Annotated in this window: 13 protein-coding genes; 2 read left to right on the top strand and 11 right to left on the bottom strand. The window is 67.7% G+C overall.

Annotation, left to right across the window (positions count from 1 at the left end):
- Positions 1-134: 134 nt before the first annotated feature.
- The 8 genes from E3O22_RS10790 to E3O22_RS10755 all read right to left on the bottom strand — a co-directional run bounded on the left by E3O22_RS10790 (position 135) and on the right by E3O22_RS10755 (position 8,857).
- Positions 135-584, bottom strand: a complete 450-nt coding sequence (locus E3O22_RS10790; RefSeq protein ID WP_134395241.1) for a DUF2269 family protein — start codon at positions 582-584, stop codon at positions 135-137.
- A gap of 72 nt (positions 585-656) precedes the next feature.
- Positions 657-1,304 carry a hypothetical protein gene (locus E3O22_RS10785; protein ID WP_134395240.1) on the bottom strand — a complete coding sequence of 216 codons (648 nt, stop codon included), beginning with the start codon at positions 1,302-1,304 and terminating at the stop codon, positions 657-659.
- A gap of 110 nt (positions 1,305-1,414) precedes the next feature.
- Positions 1,415-2,617: a ferrochelatase gene (locus tag E3O22_RS10780; RefSeq protein ID WP_241976614.1), complete on the bottom strand. Its 1,203-nt coding sequence runs from the start codon at positions 2,615-2,617 to the stop codon at positions 1,415-1,417.
- A gap of 10 nt (positions 2,618-2,627) precedes the next feature.
- Positions 2,628-3,815, bottom strand: a complete 1,188-nt coding sequence (locus tag E3O22_RS10775; protein WP_134395238.1) for a TIGR04053 family radical SAM/SPASM domain-containing protein — start codon at positions 3,813-3,815, stop codon at positions 2,628-2,630.
- Complete coding sequence (gene hemG, locus E3O22_RS10770; protein WP_134395237.1) at positions 3,812-5,242, bottom strand: protoporphyrinogen oxidase; 1,431 nt, start codon at positions 5,240-5,242, stop codon at positions 3,812-3,814. The genes E3O22_RS10775 and hemG overlap by 4 nt, the downstream gene beginning before the upstream one ends.
- Positions 5,243-5,434: 192 nt before the next feature.
- A complete protein-coding gene (locus E3O22_RS10765) occupies positions 5,435-6,850 on the bottom strand; it encodes an aminotransferase class V-fold PLP-dependent enzyme (protein ID WP_134395236.1) in 1,416 nt (471 codons plus the stop codon).
- Between the two features lie 353 nt (positions 6,851-7,203).
- Positions 7,204-7,650 (bottom strand): hypothetical protein, encoded by a 447-nt coding sequence (locus E3O22_RS10760; protein ID WP_134395235.1) that lies wholly within the window; start codon positions 7,648-7,650, stop codon positions 7,204-7,206.
- 178 nt (positions 7,651-7,828) lie between these two features.
- Complete coding sequence (locus E3O22_RS10755) at positions 7,829-8,857, bottom strand: NYN domain-containing protein (RefSeq protein ID WP_134395234.1); 1,029 nt, start codon at positions 8,855-8,857, stop codon at positions 7,829-7,831.
- Between the two features lie 157 nt (positions 8,858-9,014).
- On the opposite strand from E3O22_RS10755, the gene E3O22_RS10750 reads away from it, so the two are divergent.
- Both E3O22_RS10750 and ppsA read left to right on the top strand, forming a co-directional pair.
- Positions 9,015-9,833, top strand: coding sequence for a pyruvate, water dikinase regulatory protein (locus E3O22_RS10750; RefSeq protein WP_134395233.1), 819 nt, complete (start codon positions 9,015-9,017; stop codon positions 9,831-9,833).
- 162 nt (positions 9,834-9,995) lie between these two features.
- A complete protein-coding gene (gene ppsA / locus E3O22_RS10745; RefSeq protein ID WP_134395232.1) occupies positions 9,996-12,434 on the top strand; it encodes a phosphoenolpyruvate synthase in 2,439 nt (812 codons plus the stop codon).
- 105 nt (positions 12,435-12,539) lie between these two features.
- On the opposite strand, the gene E3O22_RS10740 is transcribed toward ppsA, so the two are convergent.
- From E3O22_RS10740 to E3O22_RS10730, 3 genes are all read right to left on the bottom strand, one after another.
- Positions 12,540-13,298, bottom strand: a complete 759-nt coding sequence (locus E3O22_RS10740) for a TIGR03943 family protein (RefSeq protein WP_134395231.1) — start codon at positions 13,296-13,298, stop codon at positions 12,540-12,542.
- The gene (locus tag E3O22_RS10735) at positions 13,288-14,310 is read right to left on the bottom strand and encodes a permease (RefSeq protein WP_134395230.1); all 1,023 of its coding nucleotides are present in this window, start codon (positions 14,308-14,310) and stop codon (positions 13,288-13,290) included. The genes E3O22_RS10740 and E3O22_RS10735 overlap by 11 nt, the downstream gene beginning before the upstream one ends.
- Before the next feature lie 81 nt (positions 14,311-14,391).
- Positions 14,392-15,855: a hypothetical protein gene (locus E3O22_RS10730; RefSeq protein WP_134395229.1), complete on the bottom strand. Its 1,464-nt coding sequence runs from the start codon at positions 15,853-15,855 to the stop codon at positions 14,392-14,394.
- Positions 15,856-16,038 lie beyond the last annotated feature (183 nt).

Genomic DNA, 16,038 nt, shown 5'->3' with positions numbered 1-16,038 from the left:
AAGCGATGAGGGCCTCCGTTGCATCGTGTTGAGTGTGGTAACCCAATCGATACCGGAGGTCCTCACCTTTTTAGCTCACGCCACGCTCACAACCTGTATGGGAACAACAACTAGCCCGGCGAGACTGTGAACGGCTAGACCGGCTTGACGACCATCAGCACGACCACGACCACCAGGAGCAGCGAGACGATGCCCGAGCCCATGGCCACGCGTGAGTAGCCGGCGACCTTGGCGCCGACGACCCGGGTGCCGCTGGCGGACTGCTCGGCGAGGAGCTCCGAAACCGACTTCATGGCCGGAACCACCAGGAACAGGCTGAGTACGAGGGCCACCGCGTAGAGCACGATCGACAGCCAGATCCAGGTCGACGCGAGGGACGCGTTGTCCCTGAAGCTCACCGCGCCGAAACCGAGGAACACCACCAGCAGCGACAGCAGAGTGAAGAGATTGGTGGACTTCGCCAGTGAGGCCACCTGGCCGGCTTCCCCGGCCCGCATGGAGCGCATGGCGGTCATGGGGAGGATGGCCATGGGCCCGACGATGAAGACGCCGGTGACAATGTGCAGGGTGTTGAGGAGATCCATTTCTCCAGCGTAGGCCCCGCCGTCCGCTCGCCGGTGAACCGACGTGTTTGACGGGGTGCCCGCCAGGACCCCTCACGGGTGTCGTTTCGCGGCCCGCACCTCGGGGTGGTCGTCGGGTAGGGCGTGCCGGGAGCCGGCGCGCAGCAGCACGAGGTTCTTCCGCTCCCAGTCGAGCACGGCCTGCCGCTGCGGCTCGATCGCCCGACCTTCCGCGCAAACCGCGGCGGTGCGCCCGCAGACGCAGGCCAGCGGCATGCCCTCCACACTGTGGTGCAGCTGCCCGATCCGCCAGAGCACGGCCATGGCCCAGTCGAGCTGACGATGCGCAAGCTCGGTCTTCCGCTCGGCGCGCCGCACCAGGTCACTCTCGAGGAGCGCGCGGACCCCGGCGCTCTTCGTGCCGTCGGACTCGCCGGCCACGACGCCGCGCAGCTCCACCACCTGGGCCATGAGCCCGTCGATCACCGCCTGCTTCTCGGCATCAGCCCCCGCCGACTTCTCGGCGAACTGACGGTGGTTCTCCTGCTGGTCGGCGTATTGCCCGACCCACAGCTTGATGTGCTCCGCGTCCCGGCGGGTGGCCTTTTCCGCCCCCAGGTGGTGCAGGCAGGATGCGCAGACCACCTGGTCGGTCGCCGAGGTGAACGTGAACGGCTGCAGTGACTGGCAGCAGAAGCACTGCGCCCGGATGGCCACATACAACGGATACGGGTGGGTCACGGTTGGTCCTTCGTTAGCCTTCTTGAGCCCTATCGCCGAGCGTACCCAATCGGTGGGATTCCGGGGTCACCCGCGGATGGCGGACATCCGTTCGGCCAGTTGCGCGGGCGTCAGCGGCGCGCCTCCCCCGATGAAGGACCTCCCTGGGCCGCGGGATTTCCTGCTGGGGATGAGGGCTCCGTCCCCGGCCTCCGGGCCGGGCCCTTCTCGCAGCATCCCACCGGGCACGCATCCGTCCACGGTCCGAGCGCGGTGAGCGCGCAGCGTTCCGTGGTCGACGCCGGCGTCAGTCGCTCGAGCAACAGGTCGACGAGCCCCGCCACGAACTCCCGGTGCAGGCCGGGGGTCGACACCCGGGCAAATCCCAGGTCGTGCGCGGCGGCAGTGGCCGCCGCCTCCGTGTCGAGGTCCCAGGAGACCTCCATGTGGTCGGAGATGAATCCGATCGGCACCACGACGACGGCTCGCGTGCCGGCCGCGGCGAGCACGACGATGACGTCGTTGACGTCAGGTTCGAGCCAAGGCATTTCGGGCGGACCCGACCGCGACTGGAATGCCAGAGACCAGGCCGGGGTGGCGTCGGCCGCTGTGCCGTCGTCCGCCACCGCTGAAACGGCGGCCATCACCACCTCCGCGACGGCCCGGTGCTGCGCCTCGTAGGCACCGCCGGCACCGAAGGATCGCTCGCGTGGGCCACTCTGCTCGGCATCCGCCATCGGGATGGAGTGGGTTGTGAAGAGCACGTGAACGTCGTCCGGGGCCAGGCCCTGCCGGGCGAAGTCGGCGAGGGCGGAGCAGACGCCGAGCACGAACGGGGCGACGAAGCCGGGATGGTCGAAGTAGGGGCGAACCGCGTCGATGCGCACGGCGTCGCCGAGCCCGGTGGCGCACCGCGCCTCAACCAGGTCTTCCCGGTACTGCCGGCAGCTCGAGTAGGAGCTGTACGCGCTCGTCGTGAGCGCGAGCAATCGGGTGTGGCCGGCGTCGACGGCCGCAGTCACGGCGTCTCGCAGGTACGGAACCCAATTGCGGTTCCCCCAGTACACCGGCACGAAGGTGCCTCGGGCGGCCAGTTCGGTCTGGAGCGCGTTACGGAGCGCCCGGTTTTGTCCGTTGACCGGGCTCACACCACCCGAGGCGCGGTAGTGGGCGGCCACGGTTTCGAGGCGTGCCTCCGGAATTCCACGGCCCCGGGTGACGTTCCGGAGGAACGGGATGACGTCGTCCTGGCCCTCGGGGCCTCCGAAGCCGAGGAGGACCACGGCGTCGTACCCGGCTGGCTCCGCGGCAGGCACGGGCACGAGGCCATCCACGGGCTGAGACTCAGGCACCGACGAGGGCACCGGCCACGCCCGGCTGGAACGGGCAGGCCGGGTCCTCCCCCAGCGGATCGCCGCTCGACGCGAACGCGCGGGCTCGAGAGCCCCCGCACAGGTCCGCGTACTCACAGCGGCCGCAGCGGCCGGTGAACTCCGTGGCCCGGATCTGTTTGAGTAGCGGGTTGTCCCGGTAGATCTCGGCCAACGGGGTCGTGCACACGTTCCCGAGGCCGAGTGGCAGAAACCCGGCCGGGTAGACCTCGCCGTCGTAGGCCACGAAGACGATGCCCTTGCCGTCGCGGGTCGACGCGGTCTGCGCCCGCGGCAGGCCCGCGGGCGGTCCCATCAGGGCTTCCAGCCTCGCGGACAGGGCGTTGTACGGAGCGCTCGTCGGTGCAGGGTCACCGGCGCGTCGGCGAGCGACGATCCGCCGGAAAAAGGGTGCCTCGACCGTGCGCACGATGAAGCCATGCTGGGAGGCGTCGAAGAGGAAGTGGCAGATGTCTTCGTGCTCCGCTGGGCTGACGGCCTCGGTCGCGACGCCGCGGCCGACCTGGACGAGGAAGAAGACCTCCCAGATAGCGGCGCCGGCGTTCTTGATCAGGGCCGCGACATCCGCGAGCTCGTCGACATTGGCGCGCATGACGGTCGTGTTGACCTGGACGGTCAACCCCACCGCGGCGAGAGCCCGGATCGCCGCCACGGTGTCGTCGAAGTGGCCCGGGATCCCGCGCACGCCCTCATGGGTCGCGGCGACGGCGCCGTCAAGGCTGATCGACACCGCCTTGACCCCGCTCGCCACGATCCGTTCGATCATCTGCGGAGTAAGTGTCGGCGTGACCGACGGGGACAGCGCCGTCGGCAGTCCAAGACCGGTGGCGTAGTCGACGAGTTCGAACAGGTCAGGGCGCATCAGGCAGTCGCCGCCGGTGAGCACCAGGATCGGGTACGGCCGGCCGAATCCGGCCACCTGGTCGATCAGGTCTTTACCTGCTGCCGTGGTCAGCTCGCCTGGCAGGGCTTGCATCGTGGCGCTGGCCCGGCAGTGTTTGCAGGCAAGCGCGCAGGCGCGGGTGGTTTCCCAGAACACCAGCATCGGGCGCTGCGCGTAGTCCGGGCCCTTTCCACGGCGGGCGGTCGGCAGCGTCGGCAACACGGCGGTCTCGCCGAGGGGAATGCTGAGCCCGCTCATGCGGGCACCTCGCTCGCGGGACGGGCATCGGTCAGAAGCTGCGCGAGCTTGTCGGCGGTGCGCTCGGCGTCGGCCACGCAGCTGGCCAGCCCGACCCCCCGGTAGGCGGAACCGGTCAGGTAGAGCCCCGGCAGCCGACCCAGAGCCACCTCCGCGGCGGCGAGCCGACCCTGATGGCCGACGATGTACTGCGGCATCGCCTGCAGCCAGCGCTCGATGTGCTGCTCGGTCGGGCGCCCGGTCAGACCCATGGCCTCGACGAGTTCGGCGTGCACCTGGCTGACCAGGGTGGCCTCATCGAGGTCCATCCAGCGCTGGTCGCGGCGCCTGCCCACTATGCAGCGGATGATCACGGTTGTGTCATCGGCGAGGTGCGGCCACTTGGCGCTGGACCAGGTGCAGCCGACAATGAATTTGTCTTCCTCCGGCGGCACCAGGAAGCCCGTGCCGACGAGGTCGTGGGCGACGGCGGAGCGCGGGTAGGCCAGGCAGATCGTGGCAACATCGACGTAGGGGATACCCGCCAGCGCGGCGGCCAGGTCGGGGGCTTCCGTCTTCATCATGTCCGCCGCAGCGAACGCGGGAGTGGCGAGCACCACCGCGTCGGCCTCGAGCACCGTGCCGTCGCTCAGCTTCACCTCATAGCCGGCGGTGCCGCGCGACACGGAGACGACCGCCGTACCGAGGCGCACATCGTCGCCCACGACGTGGACGGCCAGTGCGTCGATCAATCGGGCGAGCCCCCCACGAAGGGTGACGAGGACCGCGCCTCCTGCTCCGGCGGGCTGGGGTGGGGCATTCCGGCGTCGGCGCCGCAGTCCGAGGTAGAGGCTGCGATTGCCGCGGGCGAGAGCGTCGATGTCCGGCGCGGTGCTCCGAGCGCTGAGCTCGTCGGCCCTGCCGGCATGCACACCACCGAGCAGCGGATCGACGAGGCGGTCGAACACCTGCCCGCCCATCCTCGGGCGAACGATTTCTGCGATTGTGGGGTCGTCTGGCAATCCCGCCGGGGCCGCCTTCACGAGGTCCAGGGCCGCACGGGCCAGACCGAGAGGCGACAGCAGTCGGGATTTCAGCAGGGGCAGCAGTCGATCGGGGATGCCGAAGAGGGTGCCGGCCGGGAGCCGTCGCAGCTTCCCGCGCGACCAGATGCGTGCGCCGGACCCGGCGGGGGCCACGACGAGGTCGCTGACCCCGAGGTCCTCGATGAGGGCTGCCACCACGGGTGCCCGCACCATCAGCGCGTCAGGTCCGACGTCAACGAGGTGCCCGCCGAATCGTTCAGTGGAGATCTTGCCACCCAACCGCGCCCCACCCTCAACCAGGGTGAGATGCACCCCGTCGCCAAGCCGGCGGTGCAGGTAGTGTGCTGTCGCCAATCCGCTGATTCCGCCGCCGACGATGACGACCCGTGGTTGAGCGAGCATTCGACTTACCTCCAGTTGCCGGTGAATCCGGGGCAACCGGCAACCTGTGGCAATCCTTGTTACTTCGATCCTACGACCGTCGTCTCCAGCGGCACCTCGCGGGCCGGCGACGGCGGGCGCCGATCGAAGCACGAATCGCCGCCCGGACCGGGCCCCGATCAGCCCCGGGATCAGCCCGAACCACGGCCGAATTCACGCCTTCTCATATTCCGTCGGACGGTTGCGCGCGACCGCAGCGCAGGCCCGTTCGACGGCAGCCACGGATGCGGCGACGTCGTCCGCATCCGTCGACCAGTTGCTCACGGAGATCCGCAGCACATCCCGGTCCTGCCAACGCGAACCCGACATCCACGCGGTTCCCTCCTTGAGTAGTTCTTCCGTCACCCGGCGGGTGCGCTCGTCGTCGCCGAAGCTGACGCAGACCTGGGTGAAGACCACGTCGTTGAGCACCTCGGCGCCGGGGATGCGACCCAGACCGTCGGCGATGGCCCGGGCGTGATCGGCCAGCCGCTCCACCAGCATCACGGTGCCCGAGCGGCCCAGGGAGCGCAGAGCCGCCCAGACCGGAACGCCGCGCGCCCGGCGCGACAGCTCGGGCACCTTTTCGTAGGGGTCACCCGGGCCGGTCTCGTCGGCGAACAGGTAGCTCGTGTGCACCCCGAAGGTGGACCGCAGCTCGGCGGGCCGGGCCACGATGGCCATGCCACAGTCGTAGGGCACTTGGAGTGTCTTGTGCGCGTCGGTGGCCCAGGAATCGGCGGTGTCGAGGCCTGCCAGCTGTTCGCGGTAGCGCGGGCTCACTGCGGCCCAGAGGCCGAAGGCACCGTCGACGTGCACCCAGGCACCGTGCTGGTGGGCGAGGTCGGTGAGCTCACCGACCGGGTCGAAGGCGCCGGAGTGCACATTGCCGGCCTGCAGGCAGACGATCGCGGGACCATTGGCCTGGTTGAGCGCGGCCGCCAGGGCCTCGGGGAGCATGCGGCCCTGATCGTCGGCCGGGACGACAATGGGGGCGCCGAGTCCCAGGTAGCGCAGGGCCAGGTCAATCACCGCGTGGCGCTCATCGCCCACGTAGACGGCGACGCGGGGCGCCCCGGCCAGACCGGCGGTCGCGACGTCCCAGCCGGCGTCGCCGAGCACATGATCGCGTCCGGCTGCCAGACCCACGAAGTTCGCCATGGTGGCCCCGGTGGTGAAGCCCACGTCGGCGCCGTTCGGCAGACCCAGCAGATCGAGGATCCAGCCGCCGGCGGCCTCCTCGGCGGCGGCCGTGGCCGGGGTCGCGAAGCGCATCCCGGCGTTCTGGTCCCACGCGCTGACCAGCCAGTCGGCTGCCAGGGCTGCCGGCAACGTGCCGCCGATCACCCAGCCGAAAAAGCGGCCGGACGTCATCGCCATCAGCCCCGGTTCGGCCAGCCGGGCCAGCTCGTCGATCACCTCCGCCGGGTCCGTCGGCTGCAGCGGCAGCGGCGCCGCGAAGCCCGCGGCGAGGGTGTCGGCGTCGACGCGTGGCCCCACGGGCCGGGTGGGCAGGGAGGAGAGCCAATCCAGGGCATGGGCTTTCGCTCGCTCCAGGGCCTGACGATAGTCATCCGGGTCAGCAGACATGCCGAGATTTTATGCCTGCCCGGAGACCACCGAAAGAGCGCTGTTTTCCGGGCGCGAATCGTCCCTGGCGCTGATGACCCATCGGAGGCGATCGCGACCCCCATACCGGCTCCGATGGCGATGCCCACGTCGGCCTGCGTCGGCGAACACGCGGTCGATGCCCGGTTCGCGGCGACCGGCCGGTTTTGTTCCGACATGGGGGCTCGTCCAGCCGACATTCAGCCCATCCGCCGTACCGTGGTTAACGGAGTTCCCCCACTCCAAACGAATTGGCCCCGGCAGATTCCTCGCCTCCCCCAGGCGCGGTGAAGCCGGGGCTTTTTCGTGGCGGTCAGCGAACTCCGCTGAACAAATCACGGTCGATCGACCCTCGCGACCGCTCTGAGAATCAGAGTCGCACTTCCCCCGGTTGGGGCGGCTCTGGGGTGACGCGCAGACCGGCGGGTGTGTTCGAGATGCGGACGAGTTTCTCCACCCATGCCCGGTTCAGGAGTGGTTCTTTGCTGCCCTGAAAGTCGAACTGCAACGGGATGGTGGGTTGGATCCAGATGGAGCTGTGGCCGCTGCCAGCCGCCGCCATGTACTCCCAGGAGAACGTAACCGATGGTGAGGAGCGTGGCGTACAGCCAGACGGAGCTGGCCCCGAAACCCTGCCCGTCGTCCCCGTTATCGACCATGGCGGAAGCGATGAACATCGCGACGAGAATCAGAATGTAGGCGATGAATTTGGTCGTTTTAAAGGCAGCCTTCGTCTCGGTCGAAACGCGAGCGACGCGGCCAGTGTTGGGAGTGCTACTCATAATGTGTTCCTTTGTCCGGTGTGATGTCGGCGTCGGTGTACGCCGTGAACTATGGAATCAGCCGAATCCAGAATCGAGATATTCGGGGCGAGGGGCTTGCGGATCATCGCGTGAACACGCTTGCTCCCACGGGCTCAGATCACACCGCTGTCTGTGTTCGATGGAACACGGTTCCGACTCAGCGTCCCGCGTCCGCCTCCGGACGCAAACGGATGAGCCGATGCGGGCCATCTTCCTGCAGCTCGGCCACCTCGCTGCGCGAGGTAAGGAAGTCAGTGAAGGAACGGAAGCCGAGCGGTTTTTCGTTGAACGAGGGGTCCATCCGGCGCATCTGGTTCTTCACCGTGCCGGTGTTCAGCCACTCGTCGTCGTCGCCCTTTGCGTGCCCGATCTGCAGGGCACGCACGAGGAGTTCCGACGCGACCGTCTGAGGGTCGATGTCCTCGGCCGGTTCCGGCTCCGGCTCGTCGAATTGCGAACTGATGGTATGCGAGAACATCGGGATCGTCGTCACGGTGCGGGCTTTGACGGGCACCGTCTTGGGTGGCACGGTCGCGGGTTCTGCGGCCTTCCTGCCCGACGGGGGCTTCTGCACGAGCGCCACGGGGGCGGGCACGGCGGCGGCGACCTTCGCTATGCCGGGGAGCGAGTCATAGTCCTCGAATTCGTCGCACGCAGCCGCGAGGGAGGTGCTGGTCGACCCGGCGACTCCGATGCCCACCACGAAGCGACCGAGACGTTTCGACTTCTGGGCGAGGGCGATGTAATCCGAGTCACCGGCGACGATGATGACGTGGGTGAGGTCGGGCAGCCGGAAGAGGTCTTCGACCACGTCGACGGCGAGACGGATGTCCGCCCCGTTCTTCGTTCCCCGCGTCGTCGTGGTGAATAGCTGGGTGAGGTCAACCGCTCGGGACATGAGCTGGCGTTGGTAGCTCGCATTCACGGGAACGGACCAGTCGGCGTATGCGCGATTGACGACCAGCGTGCCGAACGACGCGGCAAAATCAATGATCGCGTTGAAGTCGACCGTTGCGGCGTTCAGCTTCGCGGCGACCTCGGGCTCGGCATCCGCGCTCGATCTGTCGAAATTACGGATGCCATCGCGCTGGAAGGCATTTCGTCCGTGTAGTTGCTGATAGCGAGAGACGACGATGTTGTCGAAGTCGATGTAGAGGCCGACACGTGCATCGTTCGGTTCAGTCATGGTGGGTTCCTTAGCTACCGGGCGGACGAATCAGTCGCAACCCCGAACTCAAGTCTGCTGCGCACGATGCGACGACGGCAACTCGCGGAATCGACTGCGGGACTCAGTACGCGCGCACCGATCCGCGCCGAGCCTGCCGGGAGGTACACAATGAGGTATGGCCACTGACGACCCATGCCCGGTTTTCTTCCTCTCGGATAGCACCGGAATCACGGCGGAAACGCTCGGGAGCACCCTCCTGTCCCAGTTCCCCACCGTGGAGTTCGACCGCACGACGATCCCGTTCATCCTGAATGTGGACCAGGCCCAGGCCGTGGTCGACCAGATCGACGCTCTGGTGGAGCGCGGCCAGAAGCCGATCGTGTTCTCCACGGCCGTGACCAGCGACATCCGCCGCACCCTCGGCACCTGCACGGCCACCCTGATCGACCTGCTCGGAACCTATCTCGGCGAGCTCGAGGAGGCCCTTGCGACGCAGGCCAGCAATGAACCAGGGCGCGCCCACGGCCTCGGCAACGCCGCCCGCTATCAGTCCCGCATGACGGCCGTCGAATACGCGATGGAGCACGATGACGGCCAGAGCCTGCGAGCGCTCGAGAAGGCGCAGCTGATCCTGGTGGCCCCGTCGCGCTGCGGCAAGACCCCCACCACGATGTACCTGGCGCTGCAGCACGGCATCTTCGCGGCGAACTTTCCCCTTGTCGACGAGGATTTCGAGCGGGAGGGTCTCCCCAAGCCACTGCGACCGTTCGTGGACAAGTGCTTCGGGCTCACCACCAATCCCCTGCGCCTGAGCCAGGTGCGCACCCAGCGCCGGGAAGGTTCGCCCTACGCGTCCCTGCGGCAGTGCGGGTTCGAGCTGCGCAGTGCGGAGCGACTCTATGCCTCCCACGGAATCCCGTTCCTCAACTCGGCGAGCATGTCCGTGGAGGAGATGTCGGCCATGATTCTGCAGCAAATGAACCTCAAACGCTGACTCACATTAAAAACGCAGACAAGTGAACATGTCAATCAAGTAAACAAATTGCGCTCAGGCCGGATAGACCTGTCACTATGGGAACAGGGCGCTTATCCACGAGGTGAGCCTCCTCACCTCGTGGCCTCACCTCTGGTCGCACACTGCAAGGGAGCAGAACACATGACGACAGACATCCTCTGGTTTTCCGAAATCGGACTCACGGACCTGGACCGGGTGGGCGGCAAGAACGCTTCCCTGGGCGAAATGGTGCAGAATCTGACGTCGGCCGGCGTCAAGGTGCCCGACGGGTTCGCCACCACCGCGGACTCCTACCGCCGATTCCTGTCCGATTCCGGTTTGGACCAGCGGATCATCGAGCGCCTGCGGGGCCTCGACATCGACGACGTCACCGCGCTGGCAGCGGCCGGCAAGGAAATCCGCGGCCTGATGCGTGACACGCCCTTCCTGCCCGAGTTCGAGTCCCAGATCCGGACCGCCTACGCGGCCCTGGTCCTGAAGCACGGCGGCTCCGACGACATTTCCTGGGCGGTGCGTTCCAGCGCCACCGCCGAGGACCTTCCGGATGCGTCCTTCGCCGGTCAGCAGGAGACGTTCCTGAATGTGCGCGGAATCGAGAACATCCTGCCGGCCATCAAGGATGTCTTCGCCTCCCTCTACAACGACCGGGCGATCGCCTACCGGGTGCACCACGATTTCGAGCACGCCGAGGTGGCGCTGTCGGCCGGGATCCAGCGCATGGTGCGCTCGGACATCGGCTCCTCCGGGGTCATGTTCACGATGGACACCGAATCCGGCTTCCGCGACGCGGTCTTCATCACCTCCTCCTACGGTCTGGGCGAGGCCGTCGTTCAGGGCGCCGTCAACCCCGACGAGTTCTACGTCTACAAGCCGGCGCTCGAGGCCGGCCGTCCCGCCATCCTCAAGCGCACTCTCGGCGAGAAGGCGCTGCAGATGACCTTCACGAAGAACCGTGAAATCGGCCGCACGATCGACTTCGTTCCCGTGGACGTCGGCCTGCGCAACCTGTTCAGCATCACGGATGCCGAGGTGGAGGAGCTGGCCCGCCACGCCCTCTCGATCGAGGCGCACTACGGACGTCCGATGGACATCGAGTGGGGCAAAGACGGCATCGACGGCGGCATCTACATCCTGCAGGCCCGCCCGGAGACGGTGCAGTCGCGAGCGACCGCGGTGTCCCAGAGCCGGTTCAAGATGAACGAGACCGGTAAGATCCTGGTCGAGGGCCGCGCCATCGGCCAGCGGATCGGTGCCGGAAGCGTGCGCATCCTCTCGTCCATCGACCAGATGGCGAGCTTTGCCACCGGCGACGTGCTCGTCGCAGACATGACCGACCCGGACTGGGAACCGATCATGAAGCGCGCCAGCGCCATCGTGACCAACCGCGGCGGCCGCACCTGCCACGCCGCGATCATCGCCCGCGAACTCGGCATTCCCGCGGTCGTCGGCACCGGGACCGCCACCGACATCCTCTCCGACGGCCTCGAAGTCACGGTGTCCTGCGCCGAGGGTGAGGCGGGACTGATCTACGAAGGGCTGCTCGACTTCGGCATCGAGGAGACCGCGCTCACCACCCTGCCGCCGGCCCCGGTGAAGGTCATGATGAATGTCGGCACCCCGGAGCAGGCGTTCACGTTCGCCCAGCTGCCCCACCACGGCGTGGGTCTCGCCCGGCTCGAATTCATCATCAACCGTCAGATCGGCATCCACCCCAAGGCTCTGCTCAACCTGGCCGACCAGCCCGCCGACGTGGCCCGCGAGATCAACACCCGCATCGCCGCCTACGGCAACCCGCGCGACTACTACATCAAGCGCCTGGCCGAGGGCGTGTCCACGATCGCGGCCGCCTTCGCGCCGGAGACCGTGATCGTGCGGATGAGCGATTTCAAGTCCAACGAGTACGCCAACCTCATCGGCGGACCGGCCTACGAGCCGCACGAAGAGAACCCGATGCTCGGGTTCCGCGGGGCGTCCCGCTACCTCGAGCCCTCGTTCCGGGACTGCTTCGACCTCGAATGCGAGGCGCTCTCATTCGTGCGAAACGAGATGGGGCTGACCAACGTCAAGCTGATGATCCCCTTCGTGCGCACCCTGGACGAGGCCGCGGGCGTTATTGAACTGCTCGCCGAGAACGGGCTGCGCCGTGGGGAGAACGGCCTCGAGATCGTCATGATGTGCGAGTTGCCGGCCAACGCGCTGCTCGCCGACGAGTTCCTGGACTACTTCGACGGGTTCTCCATCGGATCCAACGACATGACGCAGCTGACGCTCGGCCTCGACCGCGACTCGGCGATCGTCGCCGGCGGCTTCGACGAGCGCGACCCGGCCGTGAAGAAGCTGCTCAGCATGGCGATCGCGGCCTGCAAGGCCCGCGGCAAGTATGTGGGCATCTGCGGCCAGGGCCCCAGCGACCACCCGGATTTTGCCGAGTGGCTCGTCGCCGAGGGCATCGACTCCGTGTCGCTGAACCCCGACACCGTGGTCGACACCTGGCTGCGGCTGGCCGGCGTGACCGCGGGCAGCAACCACTTCGGCACGGATGACGCCGCCACCGACCCCAAGGAGGCCTCGGCAGCCTGATCGGCGATCGAGCTCGCCCCGCGGGCGACGCCCGAATCACCTGGGAACGTGCCACGCAGTTCGGCGCGCTGCGGGCGTCAGGGCGGCCCGATCAGTGTGCCGGCGTCAGTAGTCGTACGGCTGGGCGGGCTGGTCCGTGGGCGTGACCTCGCTCGGAACAAGGGCGATGGCCTCCTCGCTGCGGATGCTCGGGTTGGTGTCGAAACCGCTCTCGATGGCAACCCAGCTGTCGGTCGGGAATTCGTCCTGCCAGCCGGGGTAGTAGACGGGGATGCCGACCGGCTGCGCGTCGACCGCGCAGCAGGACACGACGAAGCGGGCCACGAAGAACACGTTCTCGGGGTCGCTCGTGTCGGGCGTGACGAACCCGGTCACGGTCGCGGTCTTGTCGGCGAAGAAGTCCTCGCCGGCGCCCTGGCGCAGCAGCGAGGACCAGTCCCGCACGGTGAAGGTCGAGTAGTCGCCGCCGACGAGGTCGCTCGCCTCTTTCTGCGTGATGAGCGAGGTCGAGCCGTTCAGGTCGCGCTTGGCGACCGTGGCCGTGGTCAGGGTCGCCGGCGGTAACACCAGGAGGCCCACGGTGGCCGCGACGATGATCAGGATGCTGCCGGCCGACCAGAGCCACGCCCAGCGTCCTCCGTCGTCCTCTGGCGGCTCGTGCTCGTCTTCGGCTGCGGGCAGGAGAGCGAATGCGGCCACCACCAGCGCTGCGGCGATCACGGCCATCACCATGGTGAACACGAAGTACCGCGGGTGGATGTAGAGCCCGAGCTGCCCGCTAACCCCCAGCCAGACCGTGGCCACAATGCCCACGACGCTGAGGAGCGCGCCCTGCCAGCGCCGCAGGAGCCGTCTAAACGACATAGTTGATCGCCAATCCGAGAACCGCGGAGCAGAGTGCCACAATCAGGGTGAGTTGCATCAGGGTCTTTGCCCTGAAGGTCGTGCGCAGCAGGGCCAGCATCTTGATGTCGATCATCGGGCCGAAGACCAGGAAGGCCACGATGGCGCCGGGCATGAACGTCGCACCGAACGAGAGGATGAAGAAGGCGTCGACGTTGGAGCAGATCGAAACCACGAAGGCCAGGGCCATCAGCGCCAGCACGGACCAGACCGGGTGGCTGCCGAGCGTCACGAGCACCTCCCGGGAGACGGCGGTCTGGATCAGCCCGGCCAGTCCGGCGCCGATAAAGAGCGCCGGCAACATCGCGCTGGTCTCCTTCGTGAACAGGCCGGCGCTGCGCGTGATCTTGCCGTCGCCCGCGTCATGGTGGTCACCGAGCGCACAGGCGTCCTGAAACCGGGGAGCGAGCAGGGACTCGGGTTTCGGATGCCGGCTGTAGATGTAGCCGATCAGGTTGGCGATCAGGAATCCGCCGGCGATGCGCCAGACCAGGATGCCACTGTCCCAGCCGAATGCCTGCTGGGTGGTGATGATGGTCACCGGGTTGAGGATCGGGGCCGCGAAGAGGAACGTCATCGATTCGCCGACCGTCAGCCCCTTGGCGATCAGGCCGCGCGCCAGAGGCACATTGCCGCACTCGCAAACCGGCAGCAGCATGCCGAGCAGCGAGAGCACGACCCGCCGGGCAACCGGGTTCCTCGGCAGGCGCCGCAGCAGGAACCCCTCCGGCAGCCAGGTCTGCACCACGATCGACAACACGATACCGAGGAAGACGAACGGCAGCGACTCGATCACCACGCTGATCGACAGGGTGACGAAGTCGCGGAAGGTGTCCGCCAGGGTGTCGGCAGGGGCCGACGGCGCAAACACGCGCAGCACGATCACCAGCCCGACGATGAGGAGGCCGACGAAGAGGCCACGGCCGGGCCTCCGGCGCGCGGTGAAGGGCCGCGCGGCGATGGTCTGACTCATGGGTATATCTTGTCCTGTTTCGACTCGGTCGCGCTCGGGACAGGAAGCCATCGGCAGAAGGTTGGCGGGGGCATCCGTCGGTTAGCCGCACCAGTCAGGGAGAAAACCGGACACGCTGCGGCTGCTGGTGCCGCGGTCGAGGTCTACCAGGGTGGTCGTCATGCCCGAGAACGCGGGAAGGGTCGGGTAGTCGTCGCCGAGGCCGGCCGCCGGGATCGTCTCCACCGCGAGGTACTGGCCGTTCGGCGAGACGCAGAAGTCCCGCACGCGCGACGCGTCCGACGCGGGAGTGAACGCGACGCTCGAGTCGGCGGCGTCGGTGACGGCGATCAGGGAAGCGAGCTGGTTGATGTCGCCGGTCTCCTGCAGGAACAGGCGGGCGTACCGCCCCTGCTCGGTGAGGAGCACGAGCTTGCCGGGGTAGGCCCTCGCTTCGAGCAGGCTGGGCGCGAGATCGAGTGTGGTCACGGCCCCGTCGGTGAGGTCGATCGTCGAGCCTTGGTCGGGGTCAGCGACGACGAGCGCGCGGGTGCCGGGCACGAATCCGCGCATCTCGTCGTGCTCGCCCAACGGGGTCAGCACGGCGTCGCCGAGCATGTCGATCAGGAACAGGGACTGCCCGGCGTTCTGCACGACGAGAGAGGTGCTGTCCGGCACGAACCGCAGGTCCATCACCGTCATCGGCAGGCCGTCCACCCCGGTGACCTCGGCCGGGAGGCCCGAGTACTCGGTCAGGTCGTAGACGAAGGGGGTGCGGTCGTAGCGACGCCCCGGCGTCTCCGGGGCGCTGGTGAAGGTGTACGCGATCAGGGTTTTCGACGGGGAGGCAGCCAGGTTCTCGATCACGCCCGCTCCCGGCACGGGCACTTGCACGTTGTCCCCGCCCCCGAACGAGACCACCACGAGGGTAGCCGCGTCGTCTTCGGCGAGCGTGACGGCGGCGAGGTGGTTCTCCAGGGCGACATACTGCTGGATGCGCGGGGCGCTGAACACGATGTCTCCGTCGCCCCGGCCCTGCAGGGTCGTGCGGCGCACGGTGTCGGGCCGCTTCGCGCCGACGTCGTCCACCCGGCTGTCGCGCTGCAACGCATAGATGTCGACGTCCGGGGTCGTGAACTCGTATTCCAGGGTGGCGGTGGCGTCCTGGGTGGTGCTCATGACATCCGTCACCGTCACCGTATAGACGGTGTTGTAGCGCAGGATGCCGGCGAACTCCACCGTCAGGGCGCGGTCGGCGACACGAGCGGAGACCTCTGTAGCCGGGGACACCGTCACTTGGCCGGCCTGGACCTCGGCCAACGGCTGGTTCGCGGTGAGCAGCAGGCGCGGGTTGCCACGCGTGACGGCGGCGTCGAGGTTGATCTCGGCGGAGGCCAGGCGGGGACCCTGGCTGAAGTTGGCCATCGCGAGGCCCGCCACCAGCAGGACGAGCACCGCGACCGTGACCGAGAAGAGCAGTCGGAAACGCCGGCTCGCCAGCTGCACGGAGCGCGACGGATTCGCGGACGCGCGTGCGGCCGAGAGCGCGCTCCGTTCGCGGTTCATCCTGTCAATAGTATCGGCCGATTTTCCGGGCGCGCCGGAGGCCGGGGGATCAGGGCCGCGCAACCGGAGAAGTCGGCGCAACGCCCTCGGGGGCATAGGATCGTTGGGAGTATTCAGGCGTATGCAGTCCTAGCCCTGGTCCGCAGCGTCGTCAATCGCATTCCTCGCCGCGTTGGCGCACAT

Origin of the sequence: Cryobacterium sp. TMT2-18-2 (assembly GCF_004402245.1) — a bacterium.
Lineage (GTDB): Bacteria > Actinomycetota > Actinomycetes > Actinomycetales > Microbacteriaceae > Cryobacterium > Cryobacterium sandaracinum.
The sequence above is the reverse complement of the archived record's forward strand: the minus strand, read 5'-3'. Positions and strand labels throughout refer to the sequence as shown.